This is a genomic window from Pseudomonas sp. GW821-FHT02H06 (assembly GCF_059421525.1).
Map to the genome: position 1 here is coordinate 1 of NZ_JBWKVD010000023.1, position 18,749 is coordinate 18,749.

At 62.2% G+C, this 18,749-nt stretch carries 16 protein-coding genes and 1 other RNA gene; 10 read left to right on the top strand and 7 right to left on the bottom strand.

Annotated elements, in window-relative coordinates; translation table 11 throughout:
- Positions 1 to 270: 270 nt before the first annotated feature.
- Both AC07VF_RS24725 and AC07VF_RS24730 read left to right on the top strand, forming a co-directional pair.
- The gene (locus AC07VF_RS24725; protein ID WP_495009868.1) at positions 271 to 1,437 is read left to right on the top strand and encodes a zinc-binding metallopeptidase family protein; all 1,167 of its coding nucleotides are present in this window, start codon (positions 271 to 273) and stop codon (positions 1,435 to 1,437) included.
- A gap of 172 nt (positions 1,438 to 1,609) precedes the next feature.
- Positions 1,610 to 3,415, top strand: coding sequence for a putative bifunctional diguanylate cyclase/phosphodiesterase (locus tag AC07VF_RS24730; protein WP_346626686.1), 1,806 nt, complete (start codon positions 1,610 to 1,612; stop codon positions 3,413 to 3,415).
- A 3-nt stretch (positions 3,416 to 3,418) separates the two neighbouring features.
- Here the strand turns inward: AC07VF_RS24730 and AC07VF_RS24735 are convergent, their stop codons facing one another.
- Positions 3,419 to 3,913 (bottom strand): GNAT family N-acetyltransferase, encoded by a 495-nt coding sequence (locus AC07VF_RS24735; RefSeq protein WP_495009869.1) that lies wholly within the window; start codon positions 3,911 to 3,913, stop codon positions 3,419 to 3,421.
- Between the two features lie 236 nt (positions 3,914 to 4,149).
- Here AC07VF_RS24735 and ffs point away from each other — a divergent pair.
- The 4 genes from ffs (at position 4,150) to AC07VF_RS24755 (ending at position 7,155) form a co-directional block, all read left to right on the top strand.
- Positions 4,150 to 4,246, top strand: an RNA gene (ffs, locus tag AC07VF_RS24740) — signal recognition particle sRNA small type.
- A 318-nt stretch (positions 4,247 to 4,564) separates the two neighbouring features.
- Positions 4,565 to 5,491, top strand: a complete 927-nt coding sequence (gene coaA, locus AC07VF_RS24745) for a type I pantothenate kinase (RefSeq protein WP_074889248.1) — start codon at positions 4,565 to 4,567, stop codon at positions 5,489 to 5,491.
- The gene (locus AC07VF_RS24750; RefSeq protein ID WP_192174202.1) at positions 5,491 to 5,859 is read left to right on the top strand and encodes a Rap1a/Tai family immunity protein; all 369 of its coding nucleotides are present in this window, start codon (positions 5,491 to 5,493) and stop codon (positions 5,857 to 5,859) included. The genes coaA and AC07VF_RS24750 overlap by 1 nt, the downstream gene beginning before the upstream one ends.
- A gap of 99 nt (positions 5,860 to 5,958) precedes the next feature.
- Positions 5,959 to 7,155, top strand: coding sequence for an MFS transporter (locus AC07VF_RS24755; protein WP_495009870.1), 1,197 nt, complete (start codon positions 5,959 to 5,961; stop codon positions 7,153 to 7,155).
- A 61-nt stretch (positions 7,156 to 7,216) separates the two neighbouring features.
- On the opposite strand, the gene AC07VF_RS24760 is transcribed toward AC07VF_RS24755, so the two are convergent.
- Positions 7,217 to 8,923, bottom strand: coding sequence for an acid phosphatase (locus AC07VF_RS24760; protein ID WP_495009871.1), 1,707 nt, complete (start codon positions 8,921 to 8,923; stop codon positions 7,217 to 7,219).
- Between the two features lie 364 nt (positions 8,924 to 9,287).
- Entirely contained in the window at positions 9,288 to 10,064 is a 777-nt protein-coding gene (locus tag AC07VF_RS24765; RefSeq protein ID WP_282372538.1) for a substrate-binding periplasmic protein, read from the bottom strand.
- Between the two features lie 210 nt (positions 10,065 to 10,274).
- Here AC07VF_RS24765 and dnaX point away from each other — a divergent pair, with 210 nt between their 5' ends.
- The 4 genes from dnaX to recR all read left to right on the top strand — a co-directional run bounded on the left by dnaX (position 10,275) and on the right by recR (position 14,738).
- Positions 10,275 to 12,428 carry a DNA polymerase III subunit gamma/tau gene (gene dnaX, locus AC07VF_RS24770; RefSeq protein ID WP_495009872.1) on the top strand — a complete coding sequence of 718 codons (2,154 nt, stop codon included), beginning with the start codon at positions 10,275 to 10,277 and terminating at the stop codon, positions 12,426 to 12,428.
- 100 nt (positions 12,429 to 12,528) lie between these two features.
- Positions 12,529 to 12,855 carry a YbaB/EbfC family nucleoid-associated protein gene (locus AC07VF_RS24775; protein WP_037011416.1) on the top strand — a complete coding sequence of 109 codons (327 nt, stop codon included), beginning with the start codon at positions 12,529 to 12,531 and terminating at the stop codon, positions 12,853 to 12,855.
- Positions 12,856 to 13,037: 182 nt separating this feature from the next.
- Complete coding sequence (gene curA, locus AC07VF_RS24780) at positions 13,038 to 14,066, top strand: NADPH-dependent curcumin/dihydrocurcumin reductase (RefSeq protein WP_192174207.1); 1,029 nt, start codon at positions 13,038 to 13,040, stop codon at positions 14,064 to 14,066.
- A gap of 69 nt (positions 14,067 to 14,135) precedes the next feature.
- The gene (gene recR, locus AC07VF_RS24785) at positions 14,136 to 14,738 is read left to right on the top strand and encodes a recombination mediator RecR (RefSeq protein WP_495009873.1); all 603 of its coding nucleotides are present in this window, start codon (positions 14,136 to 14,138) and stop codon (positions 14,736 to 14,738) included.
- Between the two features lie 240 nt (positions 14,739 to 14,978).
- On the opposite strand, the gene AC07VF_RS24790 is transcribed toward recR, so the two are convergent.
- From AC07VF_RS24790 to AC07VF_RS24805, 4 genes are all read right to left on the bottom strand, one after another.
- Entirely contained in the window at positions 14,979 to 15,527 is a 549-nt protein-coding gene (locus AC07VF_RS24790; RefSeq protein WP_192174208.1) for an adenine phosphoribosyltransferase, read from the bottom strand.
- A gap of 63 nt (positions 15,528 to 15,590) precedes the next feature.
- Positions 15,591 to 16,325: a fumarate/nitrate reduction transcriptional regulator Fnr gene (gene fnr / locus AC07VF_RS24795; RefSeq protein WP_369307097.1), complete on the bottom strand. Its 735-nt coding sequence runs from the start codon at positions 16,323 to 16,325 to the stop codon at positions 15,591 to 15,593.
- Positions 16,326 to 16,456: 131 nt separating this feature from the next.
- Positions 16,457 to 17,839: an oxygen-independent coproporphyrinogen III oxidase gene (hemN, locus tag AC07VF_RS24800; protein WP_495009874.1), complete on the bottom strand. Its 1,383-nt coding sequence runs from the start codon at positions 17,837 to 17,839 to the stop codon at positions 16,457 to 16,459.
- 89 nt (positions 17,840 to 17,928) lie between these two features.
- Positions 17,929 to 18,687, bottom strand: coding sequence for a sulfite exporter TauE/SafE family protein (locus AC07VF_RS24805; protein ID WP_495009875.1), 759 nt, complete (start codon positions 18,685 to 18,687; stop codon positions 17,929 to 17,931).
- Between the last annotated feature and the right edge of the window lie 62 nt (positions 18,688 to 18,749).

Genomic DNA, 18,749 nt, shown 5'->3' on the forward strand with positions numbered 1-18,749 from the left:
GGATGTCCGTTCGGCGCGGGCCCACGGAGCGTCGTCGGAGTGAGGGAACCCGACGAAGTCGGGCCAAACCGAGAGCAAGCACCCTTGGTTACTTGGGGTGCTTTTCCAAGTAACTCGCCGAAGGCGAAATGCCCGCCGTTAGGCGGGACCCCGGATCTGGACCTGAGTGAAGTAGTCCCGCCGATAAGCGGGACCCAAGAGTGAGAAAATCCCACGGAACCCCCGTCATCCTTGACGATCTAGTGCTAGCAGCCCCATCAGGATATCGCCATGTTCCAGTTCTTCGAGCACCTCAGCACACGGATCGCGGCGCCATTCGCCGGCGAAAGCAAGCGCAACAGCAAGGTCTGGCAGTGCCATTGCGGGCAGTCGGTGTTTTTCCGCAACAGCCAGTGCCTGGCGTGTTCGGCGGCCCTGGGTTATCTGCCCGAGCAGAGCAAAATCGCCGCGCTGGAACCGGGCCCCGAAGCGCAAACCTGGCGTCTCAGCGACGAGCCCCAGGCCGGGCTCTACCGTCGTTGCGCCAATCTGGACACCGCGGCGGCCTGCAACTGGATATTCCCGGCGCTGAACGCCGGAGAATTCTGCATCGCCTGTAGCCTCAACAAGACCATCCCCGACCTGTCCGTGCCGGAAAACCCCGAGCGCTGGGGCAAGATCGAGACCGCCAAGCGTCGGCTGGTGGCGCAGTTGATCACCCTCGGCCTTCAGGTCATCCCGAAAAGCGTGGATGAAGAGCGCGGGCTGGCCTTCGAATTCCTCGGCGTCGACCTGGAAGGCAACCTGCCAACCACCGGCCACGCCAGTGGCTTGATCACCCTCAACGTGGAAGAAGCGGACGACGCCATTCGTGAGAAGGTTCGCGTGCAGATGCACGAACCCTACCGCACGCTGCTTGGACACTTTCGTCATGAAGTGGGGCATTACTACTGGGATCGTCTGATCGCCGACACTTACTGGCAGGACGGATTCCGTAACCTGTTCGGCGATGACCGTGCCAGCTACGCCGACGCCCTTGATCATCACTACCAGAACGGCGCGCCGGCCGACTGGCAGCAGAGTTTCGTCAGCGCCTACGCGACCATGCACCCATGGGAAGACTGGGCCGAAACCTGGGCGCATTACCTGCACATGATGGACGCCGTCGACACCGCACTCAGCCTGGGCATGGGCGCTCGGGACATGGACCTCGACTACCAGCCGTTCCCCCTGGAAACCTTGTACGACCCTCAGCATCCGGGCGGGCCGGCGTTCCTGGCGTTCGTCAATGCGTGGATCGAACTGGCTGGCATGCTCAACGAGTTGTCCCGCGCCATGGGGCAGGCGGATTTCTATCCGTTCGTGTTGCCGCCAGCCGTCATCACCAAGCTGCATTTCATCCATTTGGTCATACAGGGCGCGGGCGGCAAGGCCGATGAGGTCCTGCAAGTGCAGTAGCACACTCATGTGAGTGCGTGAAAAAAAGCGATCCGTACGAAGCGGTGAAAGGGATTCACCGCTTGTCCGCGACCCCTGCACACCGCAAAAAGCGGTGCTATTTTCCCTATACATATCGTTTTGATACTACTGGCGAAGCGGTTGGCGAAGCGGTCTAGAAGGGATTTCAGTTATGGCCACCAGTGCTCCACTGCCCAAAAACGAGCGTTCCCGGCTTTCACGCATTACCCACATGGGGCTCATCGATGCGACGGCTGACGATGTGCTCGACCACATCGTCTCGATGGTGACCCATTATTTCCAGGTCCCCATCGCCCTCGTTTCCATCGTCAGTGAGCACCGCCAGTGGTTTCGGGCACGGGCAGGCCTTGAAGAGCGCGAGACGCCGCGCGATATCGCTTTCTGTGCCTACACCATCCTCAGCCATGAGGCGTTTCAGGTTCCTGACGCGATGCTTGACGCGCGCTTCAGCGATAACCCGCTAGTGACCGGGGAGCCCCACATCCGCTTTTATGCCGGCGTGCCCTTGGTGACCGCCGATGGTCTTGCCCTCGGCACGCTGTGCATCATTGACACCACGCCCCGGCCGCAACTTGATCCGCGCGACCAGGCCATGCTGGAAATGTACGGCGAGTTGGTGATGAAGCGCCTTAATAACCTGCGCAGTGCCAGCTTCGTCGATCAGCCCACGGGTTTGTTCAATCGCCTGCGTCTTGAGGAGGATCTGGAGGCGTTGCACGATCGCCGCAAATACGCGCTGGTCGCGCTGGACATGGTCGCACCGGCGTTCCTCGACAGCATCGTCAAGGCGCTGGGCTACAGCTTTGCCCAGGAGCTGGTGCGCTGCATGATCGATAACTGCCGCAGCCAGTTGCCTGCCGACACCGCGCTGTACAAAGTCAGCCCCACGCGTATCGCGCTGATCACCCGTCATGCCCGCCCCGAGCAGGCCGAGAGGGTGTTTCGGCAGTTGCTCGAGCATTTTCGTCAGCCGCTGATCTGCCGCAATATTCCCATTCAGATGGACGTCGGCATCGGTGTGCTGCCATTGGGCCTGGACCGCTGCGATGAGCGCGACTGGATTCGGCTGGTGGTCAGCGCGGCGGACGAAGCCCGGGGCAAATCGACGGGCTGGCGTTGGTACGAGCCCCATCTGGACTTCGCCCAGCAACGAGCCTTTCTACTATTGGCCGCGCTGGCCGAGGCGGTGCGCAGTCCGGATCAACTGTCGCTGGTGTATCAGCCGAGGCTGGAAGTGGCGACCGGCCGCATCGTGACCGTCGAAGCGCTGCTGCGTTGGCAACATCCCATGCTGGGCCCGATCAGCCCAATGGAATTCATTCCCCTGGCGGAAAAGACCGCGCTGATTCGCTCCCTCAGCCTGTGGGTGCTGAAAAAGGCCGTTGCGCAAGCGGCGATCTGGCAGGCCCAGGGCTATGCCTTCAAAGTGGCGATGAACGTATCGGCCATCGACCTCGCGAACTCATCGTTCAGCGACGCGCTGTTCGAGCACTTGTCAGTCAGCGGTCTTGACCCGAGCGGCTTCGAGCTCGAATTCACCGAAAGTGCCCTGTGCGACAACCCTGAAGTGACCCGCCTGCAGCTGGAGCGCCTGCGTGGATTGAACATCGACATCGCCATCGATGACTTCGGCACCGGTTACAGCAACTGGACCTACCTGCGACAACTGCCGGCCACCACGGTCAAGCTCGATAAGTCGCTGGTGGAAAACATCGACAGCAACGACAAGGACCGCGGCCTGGTGGAAGCCATCGTCGACCTGGCAAAGCGCCTTGGTTATCGCGTCGTCGCGGAAGGCGCGGAAACCGAAGGCGTCTACGAAATTCTCTGCGAACTGGGCTGCCACGAAGTGCAAGGCTTCCTCGTCGCGCGGCCCATGACCGTCACCGCCCTCGAGCACTGGATGAACGTCGAGCGCCGCCGCAAGGTTCGGCAGCTGCGATCACTGGCCCATTGAGCGTTACAGCGTGAGAAGCATCAGCCGCTCAAAGCTGGCGTAAGCCGCATCGCTTTCGGGCAAATCCTGCCAATCCAGCGCCAGGTACAGCTGGCGCGCCGGGCGATTGCCGGCCTCCACGGCCAGCATCAATTGCTCCGTGTCTGGCCATAACGCTCGCGCCAACCCCGGCAGCGCGCGCAGGCAACGCTTGCCCAGTCCCAACCCCTGAAACCCTTTATCAATCATCAGCGCGTGCAATGTGGTGGTGATGCGCGGGCGGTCACGTGCCCAGTCCGGCAGCAGCGACCTGCGCTTGAGGACGAAAAAGCCCCGTGGGATGTCGTCGATGAGCAGCACGAAGCCTTGCCGGTCGACGACGGGACGTGCAGTGAGCGTGTGCAGACCGCCATGAATGTCGCCGACGTGACGGATCTGCTCGGGCAGCAACTCGATCTCCAGCAACTGGCGCTGTTGCGTGGGGGAGAGGGATTCGTATGGGGTGAGCGCGAAATGCATCGGTGGTTCCTGTGTCTTGCGCCCCGGCGCGGCCGGGCAGGGGGCGAGCCACTTGCTGGAGGGAGGTGAAAATGCAGGCGCCATTGTGCCGCATTCGGCCCCTCAGCCGCTGCATCGCGCAGGCGGCGAGGGGCTGACGACGCTCAAAATCTTAATCTGAAACAAGAGGTTGTAACTTCGCGCGAGACCGGTACAATGGCGCGGCTCGCCACTGGCGAGCGCCGTTATGGTGACCCCATCGGTCCCCCCGCAACGATTACCCGTGAACCTGGTCAGAGCCGGAAGGCAGCAGCCACAGCGGGAACATTGTGTGCCGGGGTGTGGCTGGTGGGGTTGCCTCCATAACGAACTCTTGTCGCAATGACGAGTGTGATCATCAGCATCTCTCCTGGCTCGATCCTTTCAACTTTCTCAAACCTGTCACCGTCTTGCTCGCAAAATGCTGCGTGGCTTAACGTTGTCATTTTCTTATCGCGTGCCTGACCTGATATCGAGGTCTACGGTGGAAACCCTGGCTGCAGATCTGGCGCAATGACGTCAAAGCCATAAGCCAATCGCCCCGACAGACCCAAATAAATCTGCCCTCCATTTGGATCAATACGATAGTCTTCGCACCATTGTCGATACGGACACCTGACTGGAACGCGATTGATGGCCCCTGATGACTATCTGGTAATGAGCAGCGCGGAGTGGGCGGGGCTGCGCGCCAGTACGCCATTGACGTTGTCCGAAGAAGACCTCGCCGCATTGCGAGGCGTCAACGAGGACATCTCGCTGGAGGATGTCGCCAACATCTACCTGCCGTTGTCGCGCCTGATCAATCTGCACGTCAGTGCTGCACGCAACCTCGACAGCATCAAGGACACCTTTCTCGGACGCCCTGCCAAACGCCAGACCTATGTGGTGGCGGTGGCGGGCAGCGTCGCGGTGGGCAAGAGCACTTTCGCCCGGGTGCTGCAGGCGCTGATGGCGCGTTGGCCGGATCATCCCCGGGTGGATCTGATCACCACCGATGGCTTTCTGCACCCCAACGCCCGGCTCGTCGCCGACGGCATCATGCACCGCAAGGGTTTTCCGGAAAGCTACGATCGCAAGCGCATGGTCAAGTTTCTCTCGGACCTGAAGGCCGGCACGCCGGAAATCACCGCCCCGGTCTATTCCCACATCAGCTACGACATCGTCCCGGACCAGTTCTTCAAGGTCAGCCAGCCCGACATCCTGATTTTCGAAGGGCTGAACGTGTTGCAGACCGAGGGCAATGACGGGCAGAAGCCGGGCAGCATCGTCTCGGATTTCTTCGATTTCTCGATCTATCTGGACGCCGAAGAAGGCGACATCGAGCGCTGGTACGTTGAGCGCTTTCTGATGCTGCAACGCACCGCGTTTCGCGCGCGAGGCGCCTACTTCCGCGAGCTGGCTGACCTGCCGCCGGAGAAATCCCCTGATGCGGCGCGCAAGATCTGGCACGACATCAACCGTCCCAATCTGCTGGAAAACATCCTGCCGACCCGCGAGCGCGCCAGCCTTGTGGTGCGTAAGGCGTCGGATCATTCGGTGAAGGAACTGTGGCTACGCTGATGAGGAAGTCCATCGCGGCCGCGTCGGCGTTATTCGCGTTGTGCGTCAGCGCTGGCGCTCTGGCGGACGGCAACAAGTTGCTGCTTGAATGCCAGGACGGGATCAACAGCATGAGCGGCGCCGTGGCGCAGAACGGCGTGGGTGTCGGCCATTGCGTCGGGGTCCTGCAAGCGACGATGGACACCCTGGACCTGTTCCACGAAGCGGGCGGATTGCCCCGACTGGTGTGCGTGCCCGAAGGCGGTATTCCGATGATTCAGTCGATGCGCATCATTGTGCAGTCCTTGCAGGCGCATCCCGAGAGTCTGCATCTGAATGAGTCCGTGCTGGTTGTCGCGGCGTTGAAAAACGCGTTTCCCTGCCAGTAACCCTCACGTTTTGCGCTAGCCTTTGCTTGATCCAGACGAGATGCTCCGGGTCGACCTGTGCCGCCGCGTCTGCGACGGCCTTCAGCAAGGATGCCGACGATGCGGATCAACGCACTGATTGTGTTACTGCTTACCGGTCTCGTGGCCGCCTCATATGGTTTCGGGATCTACCTCTTTGCCCAACTGGTGCCGGACATGCGCGCCAGCCTGGGCTTCGATATCGCCTACGTGGGCACCATCACCGCAGCGGGGCAGGCCGGGTTTCTCGCCAGTGCGTTGCTGGCGGCATGGCTGACGCCTCGCGTTGGCGGCGGTTGGGTGATTTTCGGATCGAGCGCCGTGTGTGCGCTGGCCTTGCTCCTTATGCCCCTGGCACAGAACGTGGTGTTGATCGGTCTGCTGCTGACGATTCTGGCTGGCACGGCGGCGACGGTATTCGTGCCGATGGTCGACGTGATCGCGCGCGCCGTGCCCTACCAATACCGCGGCATGGCCATGGGGCTGGTGTCGAGCGGCACCAGTTACGGCGTGTTCATTAACAGCCTGCTGGTGCCGTTTTATGCGCCCCAGGGCGAGTGGCGCACGGTGTGGTGGATCGTTGGGCTGATCACGGTCGTGCTGGCCGTCGGCGTGTTTCTGGTCTTCAAACGTGCGCTGCTCTTTAGGCGCAACGACGAAAGTGCCAGTGATGACCCGCCACGTGGAGGCGTTCTGCGTGAGGCGCTGCAGGGTTGGGTGTACGCAGTCTGGTCGATGAATTTTCTGATCGGCTTCTCGACCTTTCCGTTTCAGAACTACCTGTCTTCCTACCTGCGCACGGAGCTCAACTTCGGCGTCGAGTACACCGCGCAGATCTGGGCCAGCATCGGTTTCGTCGGCATGTTCAGCGGCCTGGCGCTCGGCGCGTTGTCGGACCGCATCGGCCTGCGCGCGGCGATGTTGCTGGTGTACGTCTGCGTGGCGACGGCGGCGTTGATTCTGGTCATCGCGCCGACCGGCTACTGGCCGCTCGTGGCAGGCGTCGTGTTCGCCGTGGCCTTCTATCCGATCTTCGGACTGATCCCGGCGTACGTGTCGAAGATGGCGTCCCGTGCGGCGCTGGCCGTGACCATCTTCGGCATCGCCAACATCATGCAAGGCGTCGGAGGCATACTCGGCAATTACTGCGCCGGGCTATTAGCGAGCGTCAGCGGTTCGTTCGTTGCGATGTATGGGGTGATTGCGGGGGTCGCGGTGGTACTGGCGGTGCTGACGGTTTGCTTGCCGAACGAGCCCGGCGGTCGGCAGGCGGCTTGATTACATATAAGATCAGCCCACCTGCCAGCGATGGTTGCGCGCGCGGCTACACTGGAACGAGCTACACCGGAAACTGCAGCGCGTTGCTCAGATCACCCATCGGCGTTTGACCCCGTGCCGCCATGGCGTTGTCGCGCTCGGTCAATCCTTCCAGTTTCTCCAGACCATGCACCCGCGTAATCAGACGCAGGATCGAGGCGGTGTCGTACACCGTGTGGTCGACCGTGCCCTTGCGCGCGAACGGTGAGATGACAATCGCCGGCACCCGCGTGCCCGGGCCCCAGCGATCGCCCTTCGGCGGCGCAACGTGGTCCCACCAGCCGCCGTTTTCATCGACGGTGATGACGATCACCATGTTTTTCCACTGCGGGCTGTTGCGCAGCACTTTGATGGCGCGATCGATATGTCGATCACCTGCAGCCACGTCGGCGTAACCGGCGTGCATGTTGAGGTTGCCCTGGGGTTTGTAGAAGGTCACCGCGGGCAGCTTGCCGGCCTCGGCGTCGGCGAGGAATTTATTGGTGCTGGATTCATCCCCCAGGCCACCGTCGCGCAGTCGCTTCTTGCGCTCTGCCGGATTGTCCGGCCCTTGCTGTTTGAAGTAGTTGAACGGCTGGTGGTGGTACTGGAAATTCGGAATCTTCGGAATGCCGGTCGAATCCTTGTACTCGTCCAGCGTCACCTGCCAGGCGCCGGCGTACCAGGCCCAGTCGACGTTCTTCTTCGACAGCTTGTCGCCGATGTGGTCATGGGTTTGCGGCACCAGCACGTTGGCCAGCCCCGGCTGCGAATAATCCGGTTTCTCCTTGTCCCGCAGCCAGGTCGGCCAGTAGGGCGGGGCCATGGTGTTGACGCCGTAACCGTCCGGCGTCAACGCGCTCGGGCCGAATTGCGGCGGGCCGGTCATGGCGCTGGCGGGTGACTTCTCCAGCGGTTTGAGCCGGTAGTCCAGAGGATCGCTGCTTTCCAGCACGGCGATCTGTGACTTGGCGGGGGAGTTTGCCGCGTCCGGGTAGAAGGGCGCCCGGGCCGAGATCAGGTACTGGTGGTTGAGAAACGAACCGCCGAAAGCGCCCTGGAAGAAGTTGTCACAGAGCACGAACTCTTTGGCGACGTCCCACAAGCGCAGGGAATATTGGGTCTGGGCGTAGTAGCCCATGGTCAGACCGCCGGAATCCGCCCAGGCGACGAAGGCGTCGTTCTTGCCGCCGTTGATCTGCATCTGGTTCTGATAGAACACGTGCCACAGGTCGCGGGTGACGACGCTCAGGGGCAGGTCTTCGCCGCTCGGGCCTTTGAGGGGGAAGGGCGCGTTGGGCAGGTTTTCCTGATACTGCACGCCCGTCGCGTAGGTGACGCCGTCGACGCTTTGCGGGCCGATCTGGCAGACGCCACCCCAGCACTGCGGCAGTGTGTCGAGGACCTTGCCGTCACGGTCGCGCTGGCGGTGTTGCTCGGGTTTCACGGCTGAAAGCGGGTGCTCAACGCCCGGGAAATTGGCGAACAGGTTATTAAAGCTGCGGTTCTCGCCGTAGATCACCACGATGGTTTTGATGTTGTCCTGCAGCGCTTTGTCCAGCGCCGGGCCGGTCAACAGGGTGTCCGTCGCAGGCTTGCCTTCAGGGGCTGCTTCGGCCGCCCCCACCACACCACTGAGGGTCGCGCCGGCGCCCAGTACCGCGACGCCACCGAGGAAGCGTCGACGGCTGCCATCCACCGGTGTCTGGGGGGCCGAAGCCTGTGCGGGATCTTCCGGTTTCTTGGTCATGGCGGGCGCTCGCAGGTCGAGTTGTTACAACATATGTCGCCGGAGCCTAGCGAGGGAATATGACGGGATTGCTACAGCGATAGGCGCGCCCCCCAGTGCGACTGGCATCAGCCGGGAAAGGGCCAGTGCAGGCGACATCCAATTTGCGGTGTGACGCGTGACGCTTTCCCGGCTAAAGCCGGTCCCACTGAGTGCGCGCGATCTTTTCGTGGGACCGGCTTTAGCCGGGAAGAGGCCAGTGTGTACGCCATCAGTCTTGCGGTGTGTCACATGACGCTTTCCCGGCTAAAGCCGGTCCTACAATCGGCGCCAGCCCCACAATCGAAAGTCGCAGCCAGTCTCACAACGGGAAAACGGCGCAGCCTCAATACGGGTCGTCGGGGTTGCCCGAATGCACCTGATACCGCTCGACAATCCGCTCGATCTCCCCGGACATCTTCATCCTCAGCAGCGTGCGCATGATGCGTTGCGCGGGTACGCTAGGGTCGTTGCGGGCGACGCAACCCACCGGCTGTTCATCGATGATCCACACGGCCCTGAGTTTCTCGTCGGCTTTCTGGTCGCGGTTGTACCAGTCCAGCGACCACTGGGTGTCCACGGCGTATCGGTAGCGATGGGCCGAGAGCTTTTGCAGGACCTGTTCCTGGAGTCTGGCGTCTTCGCGGATCAAATCGCGCGTGGCGAACAGCGGGTCCAGCACCGGGTAGGCATAGCCCAGCACGGTGCCGATGTGATCGCCGAGAATCGCGCTCAACTGAAAGGGTGCGGTGTCGTAGGCGCTGCCGACCAGCACGTTGCGCTGGGTCAGCAGTGGCAGGCTCCAGGTGTAGTCGCCCGACATGTCCGGCAACCAGGACTGCGCGGCGTAACAGCGCACATCGACGTCACCGCGCTCGGTCGCCGCCTGCACCCGAAGCCGTGGATACACGCGATATTCGGCAGTCTGGCCGATCTGCCGGGCCAGGCTTTCCATGATGTCGAAAAGAATGCCGGTCTCAGGTCCGTCGGGACCCACTTGCATCAGCGGCATCGACCAACTGTCGGCCACGGCGAAACGCAGGGGCGGGCCTTGCGCCGCAGCAGGTGCGCTCAGTAACTCCACGGCGCCCAAAAGTCCCAAGCCACTCACCCACACTCGCATCCGGATCCCTCGAAGTAACAGTGCGACGCTTCAAGCCTGCTGTGTCTTCGGAATCCAGGTGCGGAACCTTATGGGGGAACCATCTCGCGGAGCCGTCTTGCGGAGCCAGGCCAGCCATAATAAAGCGATAAGCGTCGGACACCAGATGCAATTTTGCCCCTGCTCCGCTAGCATTGGCGGTCTTCCGCAACCCAGTCGCGACGGTTTTCAATGAGTTATCAGGTTCTTGCACGTAAATGGCGTCCGCGCTCGTTCCGCGAAATGGTCGGCCAGACCCATGTGCTCAAGGCCCTGATCAACGCGCTGGACAGCCAGCGCCTGCACCACGCCTATTTATTCACGGGCACAAGGGGGGTCGGCAAGACCACCATCGCGCGGATCATTGCCAAGTGCCTGAACTGTGAAACCGGTATCACCTCAACGCCCTGCGGCGAGTGCTCGGTGTGCCGCGAGATCGATGAAGGCCGCTTTGTCGACCTGATCGAGATCGACGCCGCCAGCCGCACCAAGGTCGAGGACACTCGCGAGCTGCTCGACAACGTGCAATACGCACCCAGTCGCGGCCGCTTCAAGGTCTACCTGATCGACGAAGTGCACATGCTCTCCAGCCACTCGTTCAATGCGTTGCTCAAAACGCTGGAAGAGCCGCCGCCCTACGTCAAGTTTATCCTCGCCACCACTGATCCGCAGAAGCTGCCGGCGACCATTCTGTCCCGCTGCCTGCAGTTCTCCCTGAAAAACATGACGCCCGAGCGTGTGGTCGAGCATTTGACCCACGTCCTTGGCGTGGAAAACGTTCCGTTCGAAGACGACGCGCTGTGGCTGCTGGGTCGCGCCGCCGATGGCTCGATGCGTGACGCCATGAGCCTCACCGATCAGGCGATTGCCTTCGGCGAAGGCAAAGTGCTGGCGGCCGATGTGCGCGCCATGCTCGGTACGCTGGATCACGGCCAGGTGTTCGACGTGCTGGCTGCGTTGATCGAGGGCGATGCCCGCTCGTTGCTTGAAGCCGTGCGCCATCTGGCCGAACAGGGCCCTGACTGGAGCGGCGTGCTGTCGGAGATTCTCAACGTGTTGCACCGGGTCGCCATCGCCCAGGCGCTGCCTGAAGGGGTCGACAACGGCCATGGCGATCGGGATCGCGTACTGGCGCTGGCCCAGTCATTGCCCGCCGAAGACGTGCAGTTCTATTACCAGATGGGCCTGATCGGTCGCCGCGATCTGCCCTTGGCGCCGGACCCCCGAGGCGGCTTCGAGATGGTGCTGCTGCGCATGCTGGCGTTCCGGCCCGCAGACGCCGACAACGCGCCGACGCAGCCGTTAAAGTCAGTGGGGATCAACCCGGCCACGGTTGATTCCCGGACAGCGGTGGCGAGTTCAGCATCCGCAGCACCCAACCCCGTCACCGCCCCGTCGCCAGCGCCTGTTATCGACAAGCCTGCTCCGGTGGCCGTGCCCGACGCTCAACCTGCGAAGGCAAAGGCTGAGGAAGAGATCGACCTGCCCTGGAACGAGCCGAAGGTCGCGCCGCCAGCCCGCGCTGCCGAGCCCGAGGCAGAGCCTGAACCAGAGTCGTCTGCGCAGCCCGCTTCCGAATCCGTCGCCGAGATTCCCGAGCCCGTCCTCGACACCGTGGCCGAGCAGCCTGATCTGACGCCAATGCCGGCGCCGGTCCCCGCGAGCCCTGTGCCTGAGGCGCCTGAAGTCGAGTCGTCAGAGCAACGGCAAGCCGCCGCCGACGTCGTGACGCTGCAGATGATCGAGCACGTGCCCGACGCGACGCCGTACGTGCCGGCGCCCATGGACCGCGACGACGAGCCGCCGCCCGATGACGACTACAACGAGCCGGACATCGACATCGACCCGGCGTCGTTCGCTTATCTTGACGACCTGGCCCACGAAGCGGTCGAAGCGGTGGAGAAGGAGCCCGAGCTGTTGCCGGCCGCCAAGCCCGCCACCGGGCTGGCAGCCGACTGGCTTGAGCTGTTCCCGAAACTGCCGATTTCCGGCATGACCGGCAGCATCGCCGCCAACTGCACGCTGATTTCGGTGGAGGGCGACAATTGGCTGCTGCACCTGGACCCGGCCCACAGCGCGCTGTTCAACTCGACGCAGCAGCGCCGTCTGAACGACGCGCTGAACCAATACCATGAACGCACCCTCAACCTGAGTATCGAACTGATCAAGCCCGAGCAGGAAACCCCGGCTCAGGCAGCGGCGCGTCGGCGTGCCGATCGGCAGAAGCAGGCCGAGGCGGCGATTCACGGCGATCCGTTCATTCAGCAGATGATGCAGCAGTTCGGTGCGTCCATTCGCGAGGACACGATTGTGCCGGTGGATGCGCCGGCGCAGGCGCCGGTCTAGATGCTGATTCAGGACCAATGATTTCCAGGGGCGCTAAGCTGATGGGGCGCCCCGATTGTTCAACGACTTTCTATCCAATGACTTCCGAGGAGTAACTCCCATGATGAAAGGTGGCATGGCAGGCCTGATGAAGCAGGCTCAGCAGATGCAGGAAAAAATGGCCAAGATGCAGGAAGAACTGGCCAACGCTGAAGTGACCGGCCAATCCGGCGCCGGTCTGGTCAGCGTGGTCATGACCGGGCGTCACGACGTCAAGCGCGTCAGCCTGGACGACAGCCTGATGCAGGAAGAGAAGGAAATTCTCGAAGACTTGATCGCCGCAGCCGTCAACGACGCCGTGCGCAAGATCGAAGCGGCCAGCCAGGAGAAGACCGCCAGCATGACCGCCGGCATGCAGCTGCCGCCGGGCATGAAACTGCCGTTCTGATCGGACGGCTGTCGCGACACCCAAATGCCAGGCCCTCGTGCCTGGCATTTTTGTTGGGGACGGCGCCAGGGCCGCCCCGGATTACGCGCGTCATATGGAACCCCACATCCGACCGAACCCGTTCGGCTGCCCACGGTCTGCTGTCTATACCCTCGCAACCCTTCATCATGGAGCCCATTCCGATGACGCAAGAATTGATCCTCAACCAGCGTGTGGTCCTGGCATCCCGTCCACAGGGCGCACCGACCCCGGAAAACTTCCGACTTGAGCGCGAGGCGTTGCCTGACCTGCAAGACGGCCAGGTGCAATTGCGCACGCTCTACCTGTCCCTTGATCCCTACATGCGCGGTCGCATGAGTGACGCCCCGTCCTACGCGGCACCGGTGGAAATCGATGCGGTGATGGAAGGCGGCGCGGTCAGCGTGGTCGAGCAGTCGCGCAACCCGAAATTCAAGGAAGGCGATCTGGTGGTGGGTCAGACCGGCTGGCAGACCCACAGCATTTCCGACGGCAGCAACCTGTTGATGGCGCCGAAAGATCTCCCCAGCCCCTCGATGGCGGTGGGCGTGCTCGGCATGCCGGGCATCACCGGTTACATGGGTTTGATGGACATCGGCAAACCGAAAGCGGGCGAGACCCTGGTCGTCGCCGCGGCTTCCGGGGCGGTCGGCTCGGTGGTGGGTCAGGTGGCCAAGCTCAATGGCCTGCGCGTGGTGGGTGTTGCCGGTGGTGAAGACAAATGCCGTTATGTGGTCGACGAGCTGGGCTTCGATGCCTGCATCGATCACCGCAGTGATGATTTCGCCGAGCAGCTGAAAGCAGCCGTCCCGAACGGCATCGACATCTATTTCGAACTGGTCGGCGGCAAGGTGCTGGAAGCGGTCATCCCGCTGCTCAATGAGCGTGCGCGGGTGCCGTTGTGCGGACTGATCGCCCATTACAACGCGCAAAGCCAGCCGGAAGGGCCGAATCAACTGCCACTGTTGATGCGCACGCTGCTGACCAAGCGCGCGAAGATTCAGGGCTTCATCGTCTACGAAGAGTATTACCACCGTCTGGAAGAATTCATGCAGGCCATGATTCCGCTGGTGAAGGACGGCAAGGTGAAATTCCGCGAAGACGTGGTGGAAGGTCTGGAACATGCGCCGGACGCGTTCATTGGCCTGCTCGACGGCAAGAACTTCGGCAAGCTGGTGGTCAAGGTCTCGTGACCCTGATTTGACGGTAATCGGAGGCGCGGGTATAAACCGCGTCTCGTGTTTTTGTCGGACGTTTCTCCAATGAGCTTCAGCCCCCTGATTCGCCAGTTGATCGACTCCCTGCGCATCCTGCCCGGCGTCGGTCAGAAAACCGCCCAGCGCATGGCGTTGCAGCTGCTGGAGCGTGATCGCAGCGGTGGCTCGCGTCTGTCCCAGGCACTGAGTCAGGCGATGGAAGGCGTTGGTCACTGCAAACAATGCCGCACCCTCACCGAAGAAGAACTTTGCCCGCAATGCTCGGACGTCCGTCGCGACGACACGCTGCTGTGCGTGGTCGAGGGCCCGATGGATGTGTATGCGGTGGAGCAGACCGGTTACCGCGGGCGCTACTTCGTGCTCAAGGGCCACTTGTCGCCACTGGACGGTCTGGGGCCTGAAGCCATTGGCATCCCGCAGCTGGTCGCTCGGATCGAGGAGCAGGGCTCGTTCACCGAAGTCATCCTCGCCACCAACCCGACGGTGGAAGGCGAAGCGACGGCGCACTACATCGCCCAACTGCTGACCAATAAAGGTCTTATCACCTCGCGCATTGCCCACGGCGTGCCGCTGGGTGGCGAGCTGGAACTGGTCGACGGCGGCACGCTCGCGCATTCGTTCGCAGGGCGCAAGCCGATTCAGTTGTAGGTGAGTTCCCTGTCTTCAATACGCGCCGCTGTCTTGCAGCGAATGAGGACCTGTGGGAGCGAGCTTGCTCGCGAAGGTGGCCTTCCTACCGCTAGATATCTGGCGGCGGTACCGGCCTCTTCGTGAGCAAGGTGGAGCGCCACCCCGGTCACTTCCACAATATCGTGTTCGCTCAGGAGCAGCAGTGTCAGCTGGCCTGACGTCTGGTGCTGTGATCAGACGTCTTCCATTGGTGGCTTCCTACTTATCCGTCAACGCAAACTCGGTCAAACAGAACGTCGGGATTTCCATGTCACGCAGGCGCTTTGAACCGCCCAGCTCAGGCAGGTCGATGATTGCGGCGGCTTCGTGAACCTTCGCGCCCATGCGGCGGATCAGGTTGGCGGCGGCGACCAGCGTGCCGCCGGTGGCGATCAGGTCATCGAACATCACAACCGAATCCCCGTCGCACAAGCTGTCGGCGTGGACTTCCAGCAGCGCTTCGCCGTATTCGGTCTGGTAGGCCTCGGCCAACACGTCCGCCGGCAATTTCCCCTGCTTGCGAAACAGCACCAGCGGTTTGTTCAGCTCATACGCAACAATCGAGCCAATGAGAAACCCGCGCGCGTCCATGGCGCCGACGTGGGTGAACTCGGCATCGATATAACGCTGGATGAAGCTGTCGATGACCAGGCGCAGGGCCTTGGGTGACTGGAACAGCGGGGTGATGTCACGAAAAATCACGCCGGGCTTGGGGAAATCCACCACAGGGCGGATGAGGGATTTGATGCTGAATTCGTCGAAAATCATATGGATCTCGGGCAGGACATGACTCAAAAGACGCCAGTCTAAGCCCGCCCGGACCATCATGCATCAGCTTTCCAGCGATCCCCCGGCCAGCGCGCAGAGCTGAATCGGATCGAGGATGCGGATTTCCTTGCCCTCGGCGGCGATCAACTCGTTCTGCTGAAAGCGGGTGAACACCCGGGACACAGTTTCCACTGCCAGGCCCAGGTAGTTGCCGATCTCGTTGCGCGACATGCTCAGGCGGAACTGGTTGGCGGAGAAGCCGCGGGCGCGGAAGCGGGCGGAGAGGTTGACCAGAAACGTGGCGATGCGCTCGTCGGCGGTTTTCTTCGAGAGCAGCAGCATCATCTGTTGGTCATCGCGAATTTCCCGGCTCATCACGCGCATCAACTGGCGACGCAATTGCGGCAGTTGCACCGACAGTTCGTCCAGCCGTTCGAAGGGGATTTCGCACACCGATGTGGTCTCAAGGGCCTGCGCCGTGACGGGATACGCCTCGGCGTCCATCCCGGACAGCCCGACCAGTTCGCTGGGCAGGTGAAAGCCGGTGAGTTGTTCTTCGCCGCTGTCGCTGAGGCTGAAGGTTTTCAGCGCGCCGGAACGGACGGCGTAGACGGAAGCGAAGGTGTCGCCCTGACGAAACAGAAAATCGCCTTTCTTCAACGGCCGGCCGCGTTTGACGATCTCGTCCAGTGCATCCATGTCTTCCAGGTTCAATGAAAGTGGAAGGCACAACGGGGCCAGGCTGCAATCCTTGCAGTGAGCCTGGGTGTGAGCGCGCAGTTTGACTGGCTCAGACATCGGTAATTCCTTTTGCAGAAACACACATAAGTCGTAAGGGTAACTCAGCGGTCAACCCTGCGACTACCACGCGCCTCCATGGCCAGAAATGATTCCTCCGCTCCAGGCGGAAATGCCTGGATCACGCGGGCCTATATCACCCGGGAATAGCGCTGACGGTTTTGCGCGCCCAGATACCCGTCGAACACCATGCAGATCGAGCGCACCAGCAGACGTCCCGCCGGGGTGACGGTGATGCCTTTTGAATCCAGGTGAATCAGCCCATCCGTGGCCATGGTCAGCAATTGCGGCCACTGCTCGCAGAAATATTCCCTAAAGTGGATGGAGAATTCTCCCTCGATGGGCGCGAAATCGACGCGGCAATGGCAGATCAATTGGCTGATGATGGTGCGCCGTAGCTGATCGTCCTCGTTGCAACGCAAGCCGCGCTTGGTCGCCAGTTGGTCGCTGGCCAGCAAGGTCTGGTACTCGGTGAGATCGCTGGTGTTCTGCGCATAAAGCCCACCGATCTGACTGATGGCCGAGACGCCGAGGCCGATCAGGTCGCAGTGACCGTGGGTGGTGTAGCCCTGAAAATTGCGCTGCAGCGTGCCTTCTTCCTGAGCGATGGCCAGGTCGTCATCGGGCAGGGCGAAGTGGTCCATGCCGATGTAGCGATAGCCGGCGCCGGTCAGTTGCTCGATGGTGCGCTGGAGCATCTCCAGCTTCTGCTCAGGGCTGGGCAACTGCGCCGTGTCGATGCGCCGCTGGGGCATGAAGCGCTCGGGCAGGTGGGCGTAGTTGAACACCGAAAGCCGGTCGGGCTGCAGGGCGATGACTTGCTCGACGGTACGGGCAAACCCCTCCGGGGTTTGCAGCGGCAGGCCGTAAATGAGGTCAATGTTCACCGAGCGGAACTGCAAGGTGCGCGCGGCTTCGACGATGGCGCGGGTTTCTTCCAGGCTCTGCAAACGGTTGATCGCCCGCTGCACCAGCGGATCGAGGTCCTGCACGCCGAGGCTGACACGGTTAAAACCCAGTTCGCGCAACAGGCCCATGGTCGACCAGTCGGCCTCGCGGGGGTCGATTTCGATGCCGTAGTCGCCGGAGTGGTCATCCAGCAGGGTGAAGTGCTGGCGCAGATGGGCCATGAGCTGGCGCAGTTCAACGTGACTGAGAAAGGTCGGCGTGCCACCGCCGAAGTGCAACTGCTCGACCACCTGACGGTCATCGACGTGGGCGGCGATCAGGCTGATCTCGCGTTCGAGGCGCTGCAGATAGAGCTGGGCGCGACCGCGATCCTTGGTGATGACTTTGTTGCAGGCGCAGTAGTAGCAAATGTTGGCGCAGAACGGGATGTGCACGTAAAGCGACAATGGCCGCGACGCCATGCGGCTGTCGCGCAGTGCCTGCAGCAGATCGAAGGCGCCAACCTGCGTATGAAATTGCACGGCGGTGGGGTAGGACGTGTAACGCGGCCCTGCCAGATCGTAGCGGCGGATGAGTTCAGAATCCCAACGAAGGTCGTCGAGCATGGGGGCGTTCCCGTGAAGGCTGGCGGTGCGGGAAGTGTAAGGCGCGCGCAGATCAAGGCGTTGATCTGGGTCAATGGATGGGGCAGCGATTACTCGTGGGCCATGTCTGCATGGTTCATCTGAGGAGTCATCGTGTGATCCATCCCGTGATTCATCGTGTGAGGCGTGTGGCCCATCAGCCACTGTTGATGGGGGCCGGGGAGTGTCCACAGGCCGAACAGAATCACTAGCAGCCCGCCCGCCACGCGCACGCTGCGCCGACGGAGCAGGGCGGTGATTCGCTCGGCGGCCAGCCCCGTGGCGAGCAGTACCGGCCAGGTGCCGACGCCGAACGCGAGCATTAATAATCCGCTGTGCAGCGCATTGCCCTGGCTCGCCGACCACAGCAGCGTGCTGTAAACCAGTCCGCAGGGCAGCCAGCCCCACACCGCGCCAAGCAGTAAAGCCCGAGGCATCGTCGACACCGGCATCAGGCGGCTGGCCAGCGGTTGCAGGTGACGCCAGACCCCGCGGCCCAATCCTTCGATGCGGGTCAGGCCGCTCCACCATCCGGCCAGGTACAGGCCCATGGTGATCATCAGCAGCCCGGCGATCACCCGCAACAGCATCGCCCCCGGACTGTTGGCGGCCGCCCAGCCGAGCATGCCCGTCAGCAAACCGGCGCAGGCGTAGCTGAAAACACGTCCGACGTTGTAGGCCATCAGCAGGCGCAAGCGTCGTCCGCTTTGCTCCTTGGGAATGGCAAAGGTGAGCGCGCCCATCAGCCCGCCGCACATGCCCAGGCAATGGCCGCCGCCGAGCAGGCCCAGCACGAGGGCGGAGAAAAGTTGGGGGATGAGGTCATGCATGGGCATTATCCGAAAGCGTTCCGGTGAGTGTTATTACGCCATCGCGACAGATATCCCGCGGT